The 17475-nt window shown below is 70.5% G+C and carries 16 protein-coding genes and 2 riboswitches; of the genes, 10 read left to right on the top strand and 6 right to left on the bottom strand.

Features of this window, described 5'->3' with window-relative positions; translation table 11 throughout:
- Window positions 1-67 precede the first annotated feature (67 nt).
- Entirely contained in the window at window positions 68-1252 is a 1185-nt protein-coding gene (locus tag NRP21_RS03510; RefSeq protein WP_257714792.1) for an acyl-CoA dehydrogenase family protein, read from the bottom strand.
- 337 nt (window positions 1253-1589) lie between these two features.
- On the opposite strand from NRP21_RS03510, the gene NRP21_RS03515 reads away from it, so the two are divergent.
- The 9 genes from NRP21_RS03515 to NRP21_RS03550 all read left to right on the top strand — a co-directional run bounded on the left by NRP21_RS03515 (window position 1590) and on the right by NRP21_RS03550 (window position 12582).
- Window positions 1590-3665, top strand: a complete 2076-nt coding sequence (locus NRP21_RS03515; protein WP_257714793.1) for a molybdopterin oxidoreductase family protein — start codon at window positions 1590-1592, stop codon at window positions 3663-3665.
- A 162-nt stretch (window positions 3666-3827) separates the two neighbouring features.
- Window positions 3828-4031, top strand: coding sequence for a hypothetical protein (locus NRP21_RS27990; protein WP_408639597.1), 204 nt, complete (start codon window positions 3828-3830; stop codon window positions 4029-4031).
- A gap of 227 nt (window positions 4032-4258) precedes the next feature.
- Window positions 4259-4487: riboswitch (cobalamin riboswitch) on the top strand.
- Between the two features lie 119 nt (window positions 4488-4606).
- Window positions 4607-6937 carry a 5-methyltetrahydropteroyltriglutamate--homocysteine S-methyltransferase gene (metE, locus tag NRP21_RS03520; protein ID WP_257714794.1) on the top strand — a complete coding sequence of 777 codons (2331 nt, stop codon included), beginning with the start codon at window positions 4607-4609 and terminating at the stop codon, window positions 6935-6937.
- A gap of 86 nt (window positions 6938-7023) precedes the next feature.
- On the top strand, window positions 7024-7980 hold the full coding sequence (metF, locus tag NRP21_RS03525) for a methylenetetrahydrofolate reductase [NAD(P)H] (RefSeq protein WP_257714795.1): 957 nt from the start codon (window positions 7024-7026) through the stop codon (window positions 7978-7980).
- A gap of 102 nt (window positions 7981-8082) precedes the next feature.
- Window positions 8083-9258, top strand: a complete 1176-nt coding sequence (locus tag NRP21_RS03530) for an ABC transporter substrate-binding protein (RefSeq protein ID WP_257714796.1) — start codon at window positions 8083-8085, stop codon at window positions 9256-9258.
- 22 nt (window positions 9259-9280) lie between these two features.
- A complete protein-coding gene (locus NRP21_RS03535; RefSeq protein ID WP_257714797.1) occupies window positions 9281-10141 on the top strand; it encodes a branched-chain amino acid ABC transporter permease in 861 nt (286 codons plus the stop codon).
- Window positions 10138-11130, top strand: coding sequence for a branched-chain amino acid ABC transporter permease (locus tag NRP21_RS03540; protein WP_257714798.1), 993 nt, complete (start codon window positions 10138-10140; stop codon window positions 11128-11130). The genes NRP21_RS03535 and NRP21_RS03540 overlap by 4 nt, the downstream gene beginning before the upstream one ends.
- Window positions 11127-11879 carry an ABC transporter ATP-binding protein gene (locus tag NRP21_RS03545; RefSeq protein WP_257714799.1) on the top strand — a complete coding sequence of 251 codons (753 nt, stop codon included), beginning with the start codon at window positions 11127-11129 and terminating at the stop codon, window positions 11877-11879. The genes NRP21_RS03540 and NRP21_RS03545 overlap by 4 nt, the downstream gene beginning before the upstream one ends.
- Window positions 11872-12582: an ABC transporter ATP-binding protein gene (locus NRP21_RS03550; RefSeq protein WP_257714800.1), complete on the top strand. Its 711-nt coding sequence runs from the start codon at window positions 11872-11874 to the stop codon at window positions 12580-12582. The genes NRP21_RS03545 and NRP21_RS03550 overlap by 8 nt, the downstream gene beginning before the upstream one ends.
- Before the next feature lie 33 nt (window positions 12583-12615).
- Here NRP21_RS03550 and NRP21_RS03555 read toward each other — a convergent pair whose 3' ends face one another.
- Window positions 12616-13749 carry a 5-methyltetrahydropteroyltriglutamate--homocysteine S-methyltransferase gene (locus NRP21_RS03555; RefSeq protein WP_257714801.1) on the bottom strand — a complete coding sequence of 378 codons (1134 nt, stop codon included), beginning with the start codon at window positions 13747-13749 and terminating at the stop codon, window positions 12616-12618.
- Between the two features lie 66 nt (window positions 13750-13815).
- Window positions 13816-13994: riboswitch (cobalamin riboswitch) on the bottom strand.
- Window positions 13995-14267: 273 nt separating this feature from the next.
- On the opposite strand from NRP21_RS03555, the gene NRP21_RS03560 reads away from it, so the two are divergent.
- Window positions 14268-15161 carry a LysR family transcriptional regulator gene (locus NRP21_RS03560; RefSeq protein ID WP_257714802.1) on the top strand — a complete coding sequence of 298 codons (894 nt, stop codon included), beginning with the start codon at window positions 14268-14270 and terminating at the stop codon, window positions 15159-15161.
- A 101-nt stretch (window positions 15162-15262) separates the two neighbouring features.
- Here the strand turns inward: NRP21_RS03560 and NRP21_RS03565 are convergent, their stop codons facing one another.
- The 4 genes from NRP21_RS03565 to NRP21_RS03580 form a co-directional block, all read right to left on the bottom strand.
- Window positions 15263-15769 carry a (R)-mandelonitrile lyase gene (locus NRP21_RS03565; protein ID WP_308219863.1) on the bottom strand — a complete coding sequence of 169 codons (507 nt, stop codon included), beginning with the start codon at window positions 15767-15769 and terminating at the stop codon, window positions 15263-15265.
- A 25-nt stretch (window positions 15770-15794) separates the two neighbouring features.
- Window positions 15795-16565 (bottom strand): carboxymuconolactone decarboxylase family protein, encoded by a 771-nt coding sequence (locus NRP21_RS03570; RefSeq protein WP_257714803.1) that lies wholly within the window; start codon window positions 16563-16565, stop codon window positions 15795-15797.
- Window positions 16566-16673: 108 nt separating this feature from the next.
- Window positions 16674-16928 carry a tautomerase family protein gene (locus NRP21_RS03575; RefSeq protein ID WP_257714804.1) on the bottom strand — a complete coding sequence of 85 codons (255 nt, stop codon included), beginning with the start codon at window positions 16926-16928 and terminating at the stop codon, window positions 16674-16676.
- 14 nt (window positions 16929-16942) lie between these two features.
- Window positions 16943-17341, bottom strand: coding sequence for a (R)-mandelonitrile lyase (locus tag NRP21_RS03580; RefSeq protein ID WP_257714805.1), 399 nt, complete (start codon window positions 17339-17341; stop codon window positions 16943-16945).
- Window positions 17342-17475: the final 134 nt, after the last annotated feature.

Genomic DNA, 17475 nt, shown 5'->3' on the forward strand with positions numbered 1-17475 from the left:
CGCAGGGTCGGTGCAGTTTGGGAAGGGGGAGGCTCGCCTCTGGCCGGCGAGGAACCCCAAGGTCGCGTCAGCCGGCGCTCTGGCCCGGCGCCGGGGCGGCCGGCTTCGGCGAGCGCTGGGAGAAGCGGCGGCCGAAGACCTCCTCCGCCAGCCGGTTCTTCATCATCTCGATGGAGCCGCCCGCGATCATCCACCCCCGGCAGCGCCGCATGCAGTACTCGACCAGGGCTTCTTCCGAGAAGCCGGTGCCGCCCATGATCTGCATCGCCTCGTTCGCCGCGTCGAAGCCGGCCTGATTGCAGGCGAGCTTGGCGAGCGTCGTCTCGTATGCGGAGGGAAGGCCGCGATCCGCGTTCACCGCGGCGCGGTAGAGCAGGAGCTGTGCCGCCTCCAGCTTCAGCGCCATGTCCGCGAACTTCCACTGGATTCCCTGGAACTCGTTCAGCGTGCGCCCGAACTGCCGGCGCGCCGCGGCGTGCTCCTTCGCGCGCTCGAAGGCGAAGCGCCCAACGGCGAGGGAGCGCGCCGTGTTCCCGATCCGCTCCGCATTGAAGGCAGCGATCTGCTTCTTGAATCCGCCAGGGCCGAGCAGGAGGTTCTCCTTCGGCACGCGGCACTCCTCGAAGTAGAGGGCGCTCCACTCCTCCCCGTTCATGAAGCGGGAGGGCTGGCCCACGGTGAAGCCCGGGGTGCCGCGCTCGATGAGGATGGAGCCGATGCCATCGATCCCCGGTCCGAAGCGGAGATAGATGAGGTAGAGCGAGGCCTCGGCGCTGTGCGTGCCGAAGACCTTGGAGCCGTTGACGACGTAGTGGTCCCCGTCCAGCCGCGCCGTGGTCTTCAGCTCCGTTGCCGCGGATCCCGCTTCCGGCTCACTCATGCCGAGAGAGATGGAGTTCCTGCCCGCCAGGAGGTCCGGCAGCCATCTCGCCTTCTGCTCCGGCGTCGCGTACTCCGCGAAGGTCCGGATGGGGCCGAAGTTACCGGCCTGGACCACGTCCGCGCTGCGCGGGCAGACCAGCGCCACCTGCTCGATCGCCAGGACGGCGTCCATGAGGGTGCCGCCCTGGCCACCATCCCTTTCCGGAAGAGTGATGCCCAGCAGGCCCTGCCGCGCCATGAGCTGCGCCACGTCGTAGGGAAAGCCGGGCGCGTGCGCGCGCCGCAGCGCACCGGCCGCCAGGTTCTCCTCCGCGAAGCGGCGCACGCTGTCCGCGAAGATGCGCTGGTCTTCGGTCAGGTTGAAATCCATCGCCTGGCGCTTCCTGCTCTACCGGTCCTGTCCTGCCGGCGCGCGGGTCAGCACCGCCGAACAGCCGCTTCTACCACCGTGGCGGCACCGGGGCAGCGGCGCGGGAGGTGAATGGCCCAATTCGGAAACCGGTATCGGGCACGCCAGCGAACAAGCGATTGGAAGGGGCGTGACTGGTTCTCATGCCCTGAGCGCAACGCCGGGCCGCCACGGTCCAGGCCGGGCTGCAGCCGCCTTTGGGTGATCGCGCTGGACGGCACACTTCCTGCTAGGTGAGCGGCACGCGCCTCTCATAGCTGTTGCGCCGGACCCACGGACTGAGCGAAACAATCCTGCCATGCCCGAGACCCGTTCCTCCGTATGCCCGCATGACTGCCCCAGCACCTGTGCGCTGGATGTGGAGGTGCTGGACGAGCGCACCATCGGCACGGTGCGCGGCGCGGACAACCCGTACACGGCGGGTGTCATCTGCAACAAGGTGATGCGCTACGCCGAGCGGGTTCACCATCCCGACCGCGTGCTGCACCCCATGCTGCGGGACGGGCCCAAGGGCAGCGGGTTGTTCCGGCGCATCACCTGGGACGAGGCGCTGGACCGCGTGGTCGCCGCCCTCACGGCCGTGGCGGCCCGCCATGGCAGCGAGGCGGTCTGGCCCTACTCCTCCGCCGGGACGATGGGGTTGGTGAACCGGGACGGCATCTTCCGGCTGCGCCACGCCATGCGGTGGTCCGGCCGCAAGGGCACGATTTGCTCCACAATTGCCGCCGCGGGCTGGTCTGCGGGGTGCGGGCGAGTCTCGGGTGTGGATCCGCGCGAGATGGCGCGGGCCGACCTGAACGTGCTCTGGGGCACCAATCCCGTCTCCACCCAGGTCAACGTGATGAGCCACGTCACCCGCGCCAGGAAGGAGCGGGGGGCGAAGCTGGTGGTGATCGATCCCTACCGCACAGGTTCGGCCGCCGCTGCCGACATGCACCTTGCCTTGCGCCCAGGGACGGACGCGGCGCTGGCCTGCGCCGTGATGCACCTCGCCTTCCGCGACGGCCTCGCCGACCGCGACTACATGGCGCGCTACGCCGACGACCCGGCGGCGCTGGAGGCACACCTGGCCACGCGCGGGCCGGAGTGGGCCGCCCCCATCACGGGGCTGACGGTGGAGGAGATCGAGGCTTTCGCCCGGCTCTACAACACCACGCCGCGCGCCTACATCCGCGCGGGCTTCGGCTTCACGCGCGGGCGCAACGGCGCCGCCTCCATGCACGCCGTCACCTGCCTGCCCACCGTCACGGGCAAGTGGCAGCACGAGGGCGGCGGGGCGCTGTGGAACAACCGCGGCATCTACGCCTGGGACAAGTCGCTGATCGAGGGCACGGCCTGGCGCGACCCGTCCGTGCGCGAACTGGACATGAGCCGGATCGCCAGCATCCTGACGAACGATCCCGTCGCTCTCCTGGGCGGCCCGCCCGTGCACGCCCTGCTGGTGCAGAGCGGCAACCCGGCTTCCGTCTGCCCGGACAGCAATCGCGTCCGCGAGGGGCTGCTGCGCGAGGACCTGTTCACCGTGGTCCACGAGCAGTTCATGACGGAGACGGCGCGCTACGCCGACATCCTGCTGCCCGCCACGATGTTCCTGGAGCACGACGACATCTATCAGGCGGGCGGCCACAGCCACATCCAGATCGGGCGGCGGGTGATCGAGCCGCCGGGCGAGGCGCGCTCCAACCACGACCTCGTCTGCGCCCTCGCGCAGCGGCTCGGCTTGAACGATCCCACCTTCCGGATGTCAGGCCTGGAACTAGCCGATGCGACGCTGCGCGCTTCCGGTTACCCGGGCGCGGAGGAGATGACGGAGCGCCGGTGGCTGGACGTGCAGCCGCCCTTCGAGCGGGCTCACTTCCTCGGCGGCTTCGGGCACCCGGACGGGCGGTTCCGCTTTCGCGCGGACTGGCGCGCCCTGGGCGACACGGAAGGGCGGCTGCCGTCTCTGCCGGACTGGGTGCCGCTGGTGGATATGGCGACGGCGGAGCGGCCCATGCGGCTGGTGGCGGCGCCCGCGCGCCAGTTCCTCAACTCCACCTTCACCGAGACGCCGAATGCCCGGAAGCGGGAAGGGCGCCCGCAGGCACTGATCGCGCCGGAGGACGCGGTGCGGTACGGCATCGCGGACGGCGCCTTGATGCGCATGGGCAATGCCCGGGGCGAGGTGGTGCTGCACGCCCGCCACGTGCCCGGCCAGACGCCGGGCACGGTGGTGGTGGAGAGCATCTGGCCCGCCGCTTCCTTCGGCGGCGCCGGGCACGGCATCAACGTGCTGACCAGCGACGAGCCCGCGCTCCCGGCCGGGGGTGCCGTGTTCCACGACACGGCGGTGTGGATGCGGGCCGAGGAGGTCGTAGCGCTCGCCGCCGAGTAGCCCGGGGCAGGGGGATCTGACGCTAGGTGAATGGACCGGAGCAGTCATTCCCGCGACCTGCGGCAAGTCTGATAGCGCCACGGGCCGGCTAAGCTTCGACACGCCGGTCGGCTCCGCCGTCGAGACCCGGAGGACCGCTCCTATGGCTTGGTGCGGGCAGAGGTGCATTGCGCCTATTGCGGCAGCCGCGTCGGCCACGCCTTCGACGAGGGTCCGCCGGCCAAACCCTACGCTACCCAGCGCGGGGGTGATCTTCATCGACCGATCAGGATGCCTGAGACGCCCCGCTCCGAGGCCCAACACAAGCCGTTGGTGCCCGCACAGCCCCACCCATCCCTGACCTCAACAAACCGGCCCTTCTGCTGAAAGGTCGGACCGCCCGGAATCTGAACTGACCGCGGCGAAGTCGGACCAACCATCCACAGCTATCAGGCAGCCGGTTCCGGCAGGATGAGACGAGATGCCTTCGAACGAAGCAGCCCCGAACAGGCGGAACGGGGATGCCGGATCGACGGGGCCTGCACCGCTTGCGCCACAACTCATGCGCTTCATAAGGATATCTTTATATCGCTTGACACCTGCGCCGGGCTTCGGCCACATGGTGACGTCGAGGTTCCCCGGCGCGCGACATGTGCCGGGGCTAAGAGGGAATCCGGTGCAGGCGCCCAGGCGCCAAGGCCGGAGCTGCCCCCGCAACTGTGAGCGGCGAGCCGAGGTCCATCACGCGTCACTGGCGCCCGGGGTTCACGCCCAGGCGCCGGGAAGGCCGGGCCGAAGCGTTGACCCGTGAGCCAGGAGACCTGCCTCGGCATTTGAAGTCCTCCGGCGGGGTGCCCGGTCAGGTCGCAGGTCCTGCACGGCCGGGCTCCGCTTAGCGGTGGCGCACGGGCGGGTGACGGCTCGCGCCTGTCCGCCTCGTCCGAACAGAAAAGGCGAGATCTATGTCCGTCACTGTTGCGTCGCTCGGCTTCCCCCGCATCGGCCCGCGCCGGGAGCTTAAGACTGCCCTGGAACGCTACTGGTCCGGCAAGTCGGACGGGGGGGTATTGCTCGCGGCCGCGGCCGATCTGCGCGCGAAGGCCTGGGCGCGGCAGAAGGCGCTGGGCGTGGATCACGTGCCGAGCAACGACTTCTCCTTCTACGACCACGTGCTCGACACCAGCGCCATGGTCGGCGCGGTCCCGGGCATCTACGGCTGGAAGGGCGGACCGGTGGACCTGGACACCTACTTCGCCATAGCGCGCGGCGCCCAGGGGACGGATGGCGGCGAGGCGCATGCGGATTGCGGCCATGGCTGCACGCACGGGGCGGTGGACGTGCCCGCCGCCGAGATGACGAAGTGGTTCGACACGAACTACCATTACCTCGTGCCTGAGTTCTCCACGGGGCAAGCCTTCGCCCTGTCCTCCACCAAGATCGTGGACGAGTTTCTGGAAGCGAAGGCGCAGGGCATCCACACGCGCCCCGTGCTGCTCGGGCCCGTGACCTTCATCCGCCTGGGCAAGAGCCACACGGGCGAGGTGAACCGCGAGGAGCTGCTGCGTGCCCTGCTGCCCGTCTACGAGGAGGTGCTGAAGCGCCTCTCCGCCGCCGGCGCCGACTGGGTGCAGATCGACGAGCCCTGCCTGGTGCTGGACCTCACGCACGAGGACCGCGCCCTGCTCGCCATGGCCTACGAGGCGCTGGCGAAGGCCGTGCCGGCCGTGAAGCTGATGCTGACCACCTATTTCGGCGGCCTCGGCGACAATCTGGACGAAGCAGTGGCCCTGCCCGTGGCCGGGCTGCACATCGACCTGGTCCGCGCCCCGGAGCAACTGGAGGAGGTGCTGGCGAAGGCACCAGGGACACTGGTGCTCTCCCTCGGCGTGATCGACGGTCGCAACGTCTGGCGCGCCGATCTGGAGAAGATCCTGGCCGTGGTGGAGCCGGTGGCGAGGGAGCGCGACATCGTGCTCGCCCCTTCCTGCTCCCTGCTGCACACGCCGATCGACCTGGCGCAGGAGACGGAGCTGGACGGGGAGGTGCGAGGCTGGCTCGCCTTCGCCGTGCAAAAGCTCGAGGAACTGTCCGTCCTCGCAGGCGCGTTGAACGAGGGGCGTGGAAGCGTGGCCGAGGCGCTCGCCGCCTCCGCCGCCGCGGCCGCTTCCCGCAAGACCTCGCCCAGGATCCACGACGAGGCCGTCGCCGCGCGGCTGGCCTTCGCGGACGCGGCCATGGCGCGCCGGAGTAAGGCTTTTACTGCGCGCAGGACATTGCAGGCGGAGAAGCTGGGGCTCCCGGCCTTCCCGACCACCACCATCGGTTCCTTTCCGCAGACCGAGGAGGTGCGGAAGGCCCGTGCCGCGCACGGCAAGGGCGCGATGACGGATGCCGAGTACGAGGGGTTCCTGCGCGAGGAGACGGCCCGCACAGTGCGCTGGCAGGAGGAGATCGGCCTCGACGTGCTGGTGCACGGTGAGTTCGAGCGCAACGACATGGTGCAGTACTTCGGCGAGCAGCTCTCCGGCTTCGCCTTCACGAAGCATGGCTGGGTGCAATCCTATGGCTCCCGCTGCGTGCGCCCGCCGATCCTCTTCGGCGACGTGTCGCGCCCGAGGCCGATGACGGTGGCCTGGTGGGGGTATGCCCAAGGCCTGACGGACCGGCCGATGAAGGGGATGCTGACGGGGCCGGTGACGATCCTCAACTGGTCCTTCGTGCGGGACGACGTGACGCGGGAACTGGCCTGCCGCCAGATCGCGCTGGCGATCCGCGACGAGGTGGTGGACCTGGAGAGGGCGGGCGCGAGGATCATCCAGATCGACGAGGCCGCCCTGCGCGAGGGCCTGCCCCTGCGGCGCGGCGACTGGAAGAGCTACCTGGATTGGGCGGTGGAGTGCTTCCGCATCGCCTCCTCGGGCGTTGCGGACGCCACGCAGATCCACACCCACATGTGCTACTCGGAGTTCAACGACATCATCGCGGCCGTCGGCGACATGGACGCGGACGTGATCTCCATCGAGACGGCGCGGTCGAAGATGGAGCTGCTGGGCGCCTTCGCCGAGTACAGCTATCCCGCGGAGATCGGCCCGGGCGTCTACGACATCCACTCCCCCCGGGTGCCGGCGGTGGAGGAGATGACGGGGCTGCTGGAGGCGGCGCGGTCGCGCCTGGCGCCGGAGCAGCTCTGGGTGAACCCGGATTGCGGCCTCAAGACGCGCAAGTGGCCGGAGACCCGCGCCGCCCTGGTGAACATGGTGGCGGCGGCGAGGGCGGCCCGGGCGCTCGCCTGACCGGAAACGAGGGGCCGTGCCACGGCGCGGCCCCCGCATCGTTCGCCGCCCGGATCTGGGCCGGCTCGAGAAAGGGAGACCGCACCATGAACAACATGGCCATGCTGACACCGACACCGAAGCTGCCGCGCTGGCTGGCTGGCGAACGGATCGGTCCCTTGCCGGCGCGCGGCGCCGACCAGCCACCGCCGCTCCTGTCCTTCGAGTTCTTCCCGCCGAGGACGGAGGCGCTGGAACAGCAGCTCTGGGCCTGCATCCGGCGGCTGGCGCCGCTCGCGCCACGCTTCGTCTCCGTCACCTACGGCGCGGGCGGCAGCACCCACGCCCGCACCCACGCCACCGTCGCGCGCCTGGCGAGCGAGACGGATCTCGTGCCGGCCGCGCACCTGACCTGCGTGGGCGCAACGCGGGAGGAGGTGGATGAGGTCGCGCGCGGCTACTGGCAGGCAGGCGTGCGCCACATCGTGGCGCTGCGCGGCGATCCGCCCCCCGGCACCGACTACGCGCCCCATCCCGGCGGCTACGAGCACGCCAGCGACCTCGTCGCGGGATTGCGGCGCATCGCTGATTTCGAGATCTCCGTTGCCGCCTATCCTGAGACGCATCCCTCTGCGCGCAGCCCAGAGGACGACCTGGACAACCTCAAGCGCAAGCTGGACGCGGGCGCGACGCGGGCGATCACCCAGTACTTCTTCGACACCGCAACCTACCTGCGCTTCCTGGACCGTTGCTTAGCGGCCGGCATCACCGCGCCGATAGTGCCGGGCATCATGCCCGTGTCCAACTTCGCCCAGGCCGTGAAGTTCTCCGCCATGTGCGGCACGCGCGTGCCGGACTGGCTCGGCGCGATGTTCGAGGGGACGGAGGACGACCCAGAGATGCGCCGCACGGTCGCGACGGTCGTCGCGGCGGAGCAGGTGCGCACGCTGCAAGCCAATGGCGTGGACGAGTTCCACGTCTACACGCTGAACCGCCCGGAGCTGACCCATGCCATCGCCCATATCCTCGGCGTTCGCCCCAGGCCGGCCAATACCCAGGCATAGGCGACTGCGGCCTGGCGCGCCTGCGCGGGGGTCGATCCGGGGCGGCCCGCCGTACTACAAGGCTGAAGCGAAGTAGGCCCTGAGACCTTCAAGGAGAGAACGATGAACCGCCGCACCCTCCTCGCCGGCGCGGCCGGCCTGCCGCTCGCAGCCGCCGTGCTGCCCCGCCCGGCGCTGGCGCAGGGTACGCCCTTCCGGATCGGGCTGATCCTGTCCATGACCGGGCCCTTCGCCTCCACCGGAAAGCAGGTCGAGGCGGCGGTGCGGCTCTACGCCCGCCAGAACCCCGCCTTCGCCGGCCGCCCGGTGGAGATCCTGCTGCGCGACGACGGCGGCGCGGCGGACGCCACCCGCCGCCACGCGCAGGAGCTGGTGGTGAACGAGAAGGTCTCGGCCCTGGCCGGCTTCGTCCTCACGCCCCATGCCCTGGCTGCGGCCCCCATCGCCGCGCGCGGGCGGGTGCCGATGGTGGTGATGTCCGCCGCCACGGCGACGGTGACGGAGGCCTCGCCCTTCGTCGTCCGCACCTCCCAGACCACGCCGCAGGTCACGGTGCCGCTGGCGGGCTGGGCGGCCGAGAACGGAATCCGCAAGGCCGTCACCGTGGTCTCCGATTACGGCCCCGGGCTGGATGCGGAGAAGTGGTTCGGCCAGCGCCTGGGCGCCGCGGGCGGGGCGGTGGCGGAGGCGTTGCGCGTTCCCCTGGCGAACCCGGACTTCGCCCCCTTCCTTCAGCGCGCGCGGGACGCGGCGCCGGAGGCGGTCTTCGTTTTCGTCCCCGCCGGCGTCGGTTCCATCTTCATGAAGCAGTTCGCGGAGCGCGGGCTGAAGGAGGCGGGCATCCGCCTGATTGCATTGGGCGACGTGCTGGACGACGACATCCTGAACGGCATGGGCGAGCCGGCACTCGGCGTTATCTCTTCCCACCACTATTCCGCAGCGCATGACAGCGAGGCCAACCACCGCTTCGTCGCCGCCTTCCGCGAGGCTGCTGGCATGCGGCCGAACTTCATGGCCGTGGGCGGCTATGACGGCATGGCGCTGCTGCGGATGGCCGCCGAGAAGGCGGGCACCGGCGCCGCGGGCCAGGCCCTGGCCGACGCGATGAAGGGCCTCTCCTGGGAGAGCCCGCGCGGCCCGGTCAGCATCGACGCCACCACGCGCGACATCGTGCAGAACGTCTATATTCGCCGTGTCGAGCGGCAGGGCGGCGAGCTCTACAACGTGGAGTTCGCCACCGTGCCCGCGGTGAAGGACCCGGCGAAGGCCCAGGGCTGAGTGGCTTGCTGATCCACGCCCCATGCTGACTGTCCTGTTCGACGGCATCGCCTACGGGATGGTGCTGTTCATCCTCGCCTGCGGCCTGGCCGTGACGCTTGGGCTGATGAACCTGGTGAACCTCGCCCATGGCGCCTTCGCCATGGCCGGGGGCTACGCGGCGTTGGTGCTGGTGAACGCCTGGGGGGTGCCGTTCCTGGCGGCGCTGCCACTGGTGTTCCTGGCCACCGCGGCCCTGGGCGCGCTGATGGAGCGGACGCTCTACGTCCAGGTCTATGCGCGCAGCCACCTGGACCAGGTGCTGTTCTCCGTGGGGCTGATCTTCATGGCCATGGCGGTGGTGGACTACGCCGCGGGGCCGAGCCAACAGTTCATCAGGATCCCGGAAGCGCTCCGCGGCCGGATCGAGGTGGCGGGCGTCGGCATGGGGATCTACCGGCTGCTGGTCATCGGCCTCTGCGGGGCCGTGGCGCTGGCGCTGCATCTCGCCCTGGCGCGCACGCGCTTCGGCAGCCAGCTCCGGGCGGCGGTGGATGATTCGCGGGTCGCGCGAGGGCTGGGCATCAACGTGGGGCTGATCTTCACCGTCACCTTCGCGGTGGGTTCCGGCCTCGCGGGGCTGGGCGGGGCGCTGGGCGCGGACATCCTCGGGCTTGATCCCGGGTTCCCGCTGCGGTTCATGATCTACTTCCTCATCGTCGTCACGGTGGGCGGCACCGCCTCCATCCCTGGCGCATTCCTCGCCTCGCTCCTGCTCGGCATCGCGGACGTGGCCGGCAAGTACTACCTGCCCTCGCTCGGCGCTTTCATCATCTACGGCGTGATGCTGGCGGTGCTGGTCTGGCGGCCGCAGGGGCTGTTTGGGCGGGCAGGGGTCCGATGAGCGTGCCGGATCGGGACGCCGCCCGCCGGCAACTGGCGGGGCTGGCGCGCTGGCGCCCGGCGGAGATCGCCTTCTGGGTGGCGGTGCTCGCCGCCTACGCCCTGTTCCCGCAAAGGGCCGCGCTGATCGCGGAGGTGGCGGTGATCGCCCTCTTCGCGCTCTCGCTGGATCTCGTGCTCGGATATGCCGGCATCCTCACCCTGGGCCACGCCGCCTTCTTCGGCTGGGGCGCCTATGTCGCCGGCATCGCCGCCTCCCGCGGGTGGGAGGACCCGACGCTGGGCCTGCTGCTGGGCGGCGGCACGGCGGGGGTGCTGGGGCTGCTCGGTGCGCCGCTGGTGCTGCGCGGCGGCGACCTGACGCGGCTGATGGTGACTCTCGGCCTCGCCACCGTGCTCCACGAGTTGGCCAATCGCTTCACCGGGCTGACGGGCGGAGCGGACGGGCTGCAGGGCATGGTGGTGGGGCCGCTGCTGGGCATGTTCGAGTTCGACCTGGAGGGACATGTGGGCGCCGCCTACGCCCTAGCGGTGCTGTTCCTGGCCTTCCTGCTGCTAAGGCGGATCGCTCTCTCGCCCTTCGGCTGGTCGCTGCGGGCCATCCGCGCCAACCCGCTGCGCGCTGCGGCGCTCGGCATTCCCCTGCGACGGCGGCTGGTCGCGGCCTACACCATTGGCGCCGCTCTGGCCGGGGTTGCGGGGGCGTTGCTGGCGCAGGTCACGCAGTTCGTCTCGCTGGACGTGCTCTCCTTCCAGCGCTCAGCCGATGGGTTGCTGGTGCTGCTGATCGGCGGCGTGGGCTGGCTCTATGGCGGCTTGGTCGGGGCGGTGGTGTTCAAGCTGATGCAGGACCTGCTCTCCAGCCTCACGCCGCAATACTGGCAGTTCTGGATCGGGGCGCTGCTGGTGGTGCTGGTGCTGCTGGGACGGGAGCGCCCCCGCGCCTGGATCGCCCGCCTGCGCCGCCCGGCCGAGGGGGCTGCACCGTGACGCCCGCCTTGCAGACACTGGGCCTGACCCATCACTTCGGGGCCTTCCTCGCGACCGACAACGTCAACATCTCCCTCCCGCCGGGCGCGCGCCACGCGCTGATCGGGCCGAACGGCGCGGGGAAGACGACGCTGGTGAACCTGCTGACCGGCGTGCTGCGCCCGGGCGCCGGGCGCATCCTGATGGGCGGTGAGGAGGTGACGGGGATGGCGCAGGACCGCCGCGTACGGCGCGGCCTGTCCCGCACCTTCCAGATCAACCAGCTCTTCCCGGAGCTGACGCCATTGCAGAGCGTCTCCCTGGCCGTCGCCCGTCGCATGGAACTGGACGGGGGGTGGTGGCGCCCCCTGGGCCATGGGGGAGCGGTGGCGAAGGAAGCGGCGGAGATCCTCGGCCGCTTCGGGCTGTCCGACGCGATGGGGCGGCGGGTGGGAGACCTGCCCTATGGCCGCCAGCGCCTGCTGGAGGTTGCGCTGGCCATTGCCGCCCGGCCCCGCGTGCTGCTGCTGGACGAGCCTGCGGCCGGCGTGCCCGAGGCCGAGCGGGAGGACATCCTGGCCGCCATCCGCGCCCTGCCGCGCGAGGTGGCCGTGCTGCTGATCGAGCACGACATGGACCTGGTCTTCCGCTTCGCGGAGAGCATTACCGTGCTGGTGTCCGGCGCGGTGCTGATGGAGGGAACGCCGGCGGAGGTGGCCGCCGATCCCCGGGTGCGCGCCGTGTACCTGGGGGAGGGCGGGCATGACTGATCTGCTGGCGGTCCGCAGCCTCTCCGCCGGCTATGGCGGCGCGGCGGTGCTGCACGGGATCGACCTGACGTTGGCAGAGGGACGCTCGCTGGCCGTGCTCGGCCGCAACGGCATGGGCAAGACGACGCTGCTGAACAGCATCGCCGGGCTGACCCGCCGCTCCGCCGGGACCGTGGTGCTGGCCGGGCGCGACATCACCGCCCTGCCGCCGGAGCGCCGGGCGCGCGCCGGCATCGGCTGGGTGCCGCAGGAGCGCAACATCTTCCGCTCGCTCACCGTGGAGGAGAACCTGACGGCCGTCGCTCGCCCCGGCCCATGGGACGTGGAGCGGGTGTACGGCCTTTTCCCCAGGCTGCGGGAGCGGCGCCGGAACGGCGGCGACCAGCTCTCGGGCGGGGAGCAGCAGATGCTGGCCATCGGCCGGGCGCTGGTGCTGAACCCCCGCCTGTTGCTGCTGGACGAGCCGACGGAAGGTCTGGCCCCGGTGATCGTGGAGGAGGTGCTGGCCGCGCTGCGCCGCATCATGCGGGAGGAGGGGCTCTCTGCCCTCGTGGTGGAGCAGCACGCCCGCAAGATCCTGGGCGTGACGGATGAGGCGGTGATCCTGGAGCGCGGGCGCGTGGTGCACCGCGCGGAGAGCGCGGCGCTGCGCGGGGACGCCGCGGCGCTTGAGCGCTACCTCGGCGTGTCCCGCGCGGGGTGAGGAGGCCGGGGGAGAACCCCCGGCCGCCGGGGCTCAGCGGCCCCAAATCTCCTCGGACAGTTCAGCCACCAGGCGCAGCTTCGCCCACTGCTGCTCCTCGGAGAGCTTGTTGCCCTCCTGGGTGCTGGCGAAGCCGCATTGCGGGCTGATCGCCAGCTGCTCCATGGGCAGGAACTTCGAGGCGTCGTCCAGGCGGCGCTTCAGCTCGTCCTTGCTCTCCAGCTCGCCGGTCTTGCTGGTCATGATGCCCAGCACCACCACCTTGTTGCCGCGCGGCACGAAGCGCAGCGGCTCGAAGCCGCCGGAGCGCTCGTCGTCGAACTCCATGAAGTAGGCGTCCACGTCGATCGCGTTGAACAGCACCTCGGCCACCGGCTCGTAGCCGCCCGTGGCGATGAAGGTGGACTGGAAGTTGCCGCGGCACAGGTGCATGGACATCGCCATGTCCTTCGGCCGCGCCTTCGTCGCGCGGTTGATCATGCCGGCATAGATCTGCAGCAGCCCCTCGACGTGCTCGCCGCGGCGCTTCAGCCCTTCGATCTGCTGGGGATCGCAGAGGTACGCGATGTTCACCTCGTCAAGCTGCAGGTAGCGGCATCCGGCCGCGTAGAAGGCGCCGACCGCCTGCTCGTAGGTCGCGCCCAGGTCGTCGAAGAACTCGTCCATGTGCGGATAGACGGAGCGGTCGATCGCCTCGCGCCCGCCGCGGAAGTGAACGACGCTGGGGGAGGGGATGGTCTGCTTGGGGATCGCCGTGCGGGTGCGGGATGCGGTGTAGCGGAAATCCTCGATCATGCTCGGCTTCCAGCCGATCTTGCCCGTGACCCGCAGCTTGTGGCCGAGGGTCGCGCCCTTGAAGGCCACCTTGTCCTCGGGCTCGTAGATCTCGATGCCGTCCAGTCCGCCGAGGAAGTCGTAGTGCCAGTAGGCGCGGCGGTACTCGCCATCCGTCGCGGCGCGCAGGCCCACCTCCTCCTGCTTGGCCACGGCGCGGGCGATCTGCTCGTCCTCCACCGCGCGCAGCCCGGCGGCGTCGAGGCGCCCCTCAGCGCGGGCGGCGCGCGCCTCTCGCAGCGCCTGCGGGCGCAGGAGGCTGCCGACATGGTCGGCGCGGAAGCTGGGGAAGTTGGCCGCCCTCGGCCGGTCGATCGTGTCCGAGTGGGACATGGCTTGGCATCCTGACGTCAAGGGTCACCGCGCCCCAACCGTGGAAGCACCCCGTTCCCGGGCGGCGCGCCGGCGTCATCGCTGGCAGGTCTCCTGGCTCGCGCCTCGCCGCCTCTCGCCGCCTTCCCGGTTTGAACCAGTGGCATCGGGCGATCGGCTCCGCGCTGACAGTTGCGGGGGCAGCCATGGCCTTTCACCATGTTCCCTGTGAAGCCCAACCGGGCACCAGCCCGACCGATTTAAGGCCCGGCCCTGGGGGCGTCAAACATCGAGGTGCCGAATGCTGCACGCGATGGTCGGGCCGCCGGGGATGCCTGCAACAAGCAGTTCGGGTTCATGCTGGCCTCCCATTCGATGCTGCAGCCGCCGCGTGCTGCGCTGGAACGTCGCTGCCGGCCCGTGCGGCGCGAACGAGCGCGGCCGTGTGCCGGGCAGGCGTTGATCCGCAGAAGGTATCGGGTGCGGTTGCATCCGGTTAGGCGCTAGAAGCTACGGGAGGCTATAAGCAGGTCTTCTGGATGGCGCGCACCGACCGCAATGATCTTGGGGCCTTCCTCGCCGTGGCGCGAGAGCGGAGCTTCACGCGGGCCGCAGCGAAGCTCGGCGTCTCCCAGTCAGCCCTCAGCCAGACCTTGCGAGGGCTGGAGGCGCGGCTCGGCTTGCGCCTGCTGACCCGCACGACCCGCAGCGTCGCTCCGACCGAGGTGGGCGAGCGACTGCTCCGGACTCTTGGCCCGGCCTTCGACGGCATCGACGCCACCCTGGCCGAGCTCAGCGCCCTCCGCGAGAAGCCCTCCGGCACCATCCGCATCACGGCGGGCGAGCACCCGGTCGAGACGATCCTGATGCCGGCGCTGGAGCGGATCCTGCCTGATTACCCGGACGTCAGGTTCGAGGTCGATGTGGACCACACCCTGACCGACCTCGTCGCCGGGCGCTACGACGCCGGCATCCGCTTCGGCGAGCAGGTGGCCAAGGACATGATCGCGGTCCGCATCGGGCCGGATGTGCGGATGGCGGTCGTCGGCTCGCCTTCCTACTTCGCCGCACGGCCGCGGCCGAAAGTGCCGCAGGACCTGACCGGGCACGCCTGCATCAACATCCGCCTGCCCACCCATGGCTCGCTCTATGCCTGGGAGTTGCAGAAGGGGAAGCACGAGCTGCGCGTGCACGTCGAGGGACCGCTGGTGTTCAACCACGCCCCGATGCTTCTGCGATCTGCCCTGGCCGGCCTTGGGCTGGCCTGCGTCTTCGAGGACCAAGTGGCAGAGCATATTGCCGAAGGGCGGCTCATCCGTGTCCTCGCCGACTGGTGCCCGCCCTTTCCCGGGTATCACCTCTACTATCCCAGCCGCCGTCAGCTCACTCCTGCCTTCGCCCTGCTGGTCGAGGCGGTGCGTTACCAGGGATGAGGCCGCAACCACGCGGTCCTCTCCGGGGCTCGCAGGTCCTCAGGCCTGCATTGGCCGTCGGGTGGCGCCTCCTGTCCGGCAGTTCGAGCCGCCAGCCGAAGTCACCGGCGGTACTGCTCGTCCGAGACCTTCTCCATCCAGGTGGCGACCTGCCCGTCCACCTGCTCCGTCAGCGCGATGTGGGTGACGCCGGTCGTCGCCGCGGCGCCGTGCCAGTGCTTCACGCCGGGTGGGATCCACACCACGTCGCCCGGGCGCATTTCCTCGACCGGGCCGCCCTCGCGCTGCACCCAGCCGGCCCCGGCGGTGACCACCAGCACCTGCCCGACCGGATGCGTGTGCCAGGCGGATCGGGCGCCGGGCTCGAAGGTGACGCTGCCGCCGGTCATCCGCGAAGGCGCGGTCGCCGGGAACAGCATGTCCACGCGCACACGGCCCGTGAAGTAGTCGGCGGGCCCTCTCGCGGAGGGCTGGGAACCCGCGCGGCTGATCCTCAGGCTTCCCTGGTCCTGCGGCGCTCCTGGCTGGGCCTGCGCCGCCGCATCCGCGGGGATGGCGGCCGTGGCGAGCAGGGATGTGGTCATGGCAAGGCTGGCCAACAGTTTCATGCCAGTGCTCCTTCGGGTGGACGGGTCAGTTCGGCCGGCTGTCGAAGACGCCCTTCAAGACTGGAACGGCCGAAAAGGCGTTCGGCCATCCGGCATAGAAGGCGAGGTGCGTGACGGTCTCCGCCGCCTGCGCTCTCGTCAGGCCGTTATCCATGGCCCGGTTCAGGTGGTACGGAACCTGGGCCACCTGACCCGCCGTGATCAGCGCGCTGATCGTGACGAGACTTCGGTCCCGCGGGGCGAGGTCGGGGCGAAGCCACAGGTCGCGGAACAGCGTGTCCGTCGTGAACTGCTCCAGGCCGGGGACGACCGGGCGGACATTCTGGGCCACCCCCGCCGCGCGCCGGGCCTCGGCGGCCTCGTCCAGCGGCAGCGGATCGGGCTGCGCGGCGGGAAGCTGATCCGCGCCGATGCCGCGCGCCGCGAACACCGCCTTCGCCGCCGTGGCGGCGCCCGTGGCATTCGCCCAGCCGGCGTAGAAGGCGAGGTGGGTGATGAGGCCGGAGATCTCGGCGGGCCGGACGCTGCTGTCGAGCGCCAGGCCCAGGTAGCGCGGCAGTTCGGATGCCTGGTTGCGGGCGATGAGTGCGGAGAGGGTGACGATGCTGCGGTCCCGCGGGGAAAGGTCGGGGCGCCGCCAGAGATTGCCGAAGATGGTGCCCGCCTCGTAGCGCTCCAGCGCCGGCGCGACCGCCTGAAGGTCCGCGGAGGGCGGCGGAGATGCCGTGCCTTGCGCTTGCGCGAGGGACGCGCTGCCCAGGGCAATGAACATGGTCGCGGCAGCCAGATGCTTCATCTGTCGTCTCCGTTCCAGGCAGGCGGGATCATCTCCGCCCGGGAGGCCGGAGGAGGGCAGTGGGGCCGGTTGCGCGGACGGCGATGCACGCCCGCGCGGGCACGCCTGTCAGCGGGAAGGGAGGGGCACCCCGGCGAGGGGCCCGTAGCCCGGCATCTTGTAGAGCTTGTCCTGGCGGCCCTGGATGTCCGGCTCGTAGACCTCTGCCGTCCACTGGTCGGGCTGGACGTCCTCGATCGCGACCGACACGGAGCCTTCGCTGCTGCCGGCTCCGTCGATGATGGCCTGCGCCACCAGTTCGGCGATCCTGGCCTTCTGCTGCTCGGACCGGCCGGCGTAGAGCTTGACGACAACGTGGGGCATGGTCGTCTCCGGCCTCAGGATGCCTGGTACTGCTCGTCGGTGACGTGCTCCAGCCAGTCCACGGGCGAACCGTTCAGCTTCTCCTGGATGGCGATGTGGCTCATGGCGGTAGTGGGCGTTGCGCCGTGCCAGTGCTTCTCGCCGGGCGGGAACCAGACCACGTCACCCGGCCGGATCTCCTCGATCGGGCCACCCTCCCGCTGCACCAGGCCGCGTCCGGCGGTGATGATCAGCGTCTGTCCCAGCGGGTGCGTGTGCCAGGCGGTGCGGGCGCCGGGCTCGAAGGTGACCAGGGCGCCGGCGACCCGGGCGGGATCGGGAGGGCTGAACAGCGGGTCGATGCGGACCGTTCCCGTGAAGTACTCGGCCGGCCCTTTCGCGGAGGGCTGGGTCCCTGCGTGCGTGATGTCCATCGTCTCTCTTCCTCGCTGTTCGAGCGGGCGGGCCACCTTCGGGCGGCCCGTGGTCATCCTGGCAGGAAGTTGGTGGCCAGGTGCCACCGACATTAGGGCTGAAAAGCGGAATGAACCTATAAGGGCTCCTTCTG

This window comes from Roseomonas populi (assembly GCF_024594815.1).
GTDB classification, from domain to species: domain Bacteria; phylum Pseudomonadota; class Alphaproteobacteria; order Acetobacterales; family Acetobacteraceae; genus Roseomonas; species Roseomonas populi.

What these genes read in the sequence shown, in the direction of transcription:
- NRP21_RS03555 (WP_257714801.1), bottom strand. Translation starts at nt 13,749, where the DNA reads ATGTCCCACTCGGACACGATCGACCGGCCGAGGGCGGCCAACTTCCCC.
- NRP21_RS03535 (WP_257714797.1), top strand. Translation starts at nt 9,281, where the DNA reads ATGCTGACTGTCCTGTTCGACGGCATCGCCTACGGGATGGTGCTGTTC.
- NRP21_RS03540 (WP_257714798.1), top strand. Translation starts at nt 10,138, where the DNA reads ATGAGCGTGCCGGATCGGGACGCCGCCCGCCGGCAACTGGCGGGGCTG.
- NRP21_RS03570 (WP_257714803.1), bottom strand. Translation starts at nt 16,565, where the DNA reads ATGAAGCATCTGGCTGCCGCGACCATGTTCATTGCCCTGGGCAGCGCG.
- NRP21_RS03575 (WP_257714804.1), bottom strand. Translation starts at nt 16,928, where the DNA reads ATGCCCCACGTTGTCGTCAAGCTCTACGCCGGCCGGTCCGAGCAGCAG.
- NRP21_RS03515 (WP_257714793.1), top strand. Translation starts at nt 1,590, where the DNA reads ATGCCCGAGACCCGTTCCTCCGTATGCCCGCATGACTGCCCCAGCACC.
- NRP21_RS03565 (WP_308219863.1), bottom strand. Translation starts at nt 15,769, where the DNA reads ATGAAACTGTTGGCCAGCCTTGCCATGACCACATCCCTGCTCGCCACG.
- NRP21_RS03560 (WP_257714802.1), top strand. Translation starts at nt 14,268, where the DNA reads ATGGCGCGCACCGACCGCAATGATCTTGGGGCCTTCCTCGCCGTGGCG.
- NRP21_RS03510 (WP_257714792.1), bottom strand. Translation starts at nt 1,252, where the DNA reads ATGGATTTCAACCTGACCGAAGACCAGCGCATCTTCGCGGACAGCGTG.
- metF (WP_257714795.1), top strand. Translation starts at nt 7,024, where the DNA reads ATGAACAACATGGCCATGCTGACACCGACACCGAAGCTGCCGCGCTGG.
- metE (WP_257714794.1), top strand. Translation starts at nt 4,607, where the DNA reads ATGTCCGTCACTGTTGCGTCGCTCGGCTTCCCCCGCATCGGCCCGCGC.
- NRP21_RS03530 (WP_257714796.1), top strand. Translation starts at nt 8,083, where the DNA reads ATGAACCGCCGCACCCTCCTCGCCGGCGCGGCCGGCCTGCCGCTCGCA.
- NRP21_RS03550 (WP_257714800.1), top strand. Translation starts at nt 11,872, where the DNA reads ATGACTGATCTGCTGGCGGTCCGCAGCCTCTCCGCCGGCTATGGCGGC.
- NRP21_RS03580 (WP_257714805.1), bottom strand. Translation starts at nt 17,341, where the DNA reads ATGGACATCACGCACGCAGGGACCCAGCCCTCCGCGAAAGGGCCGGCC.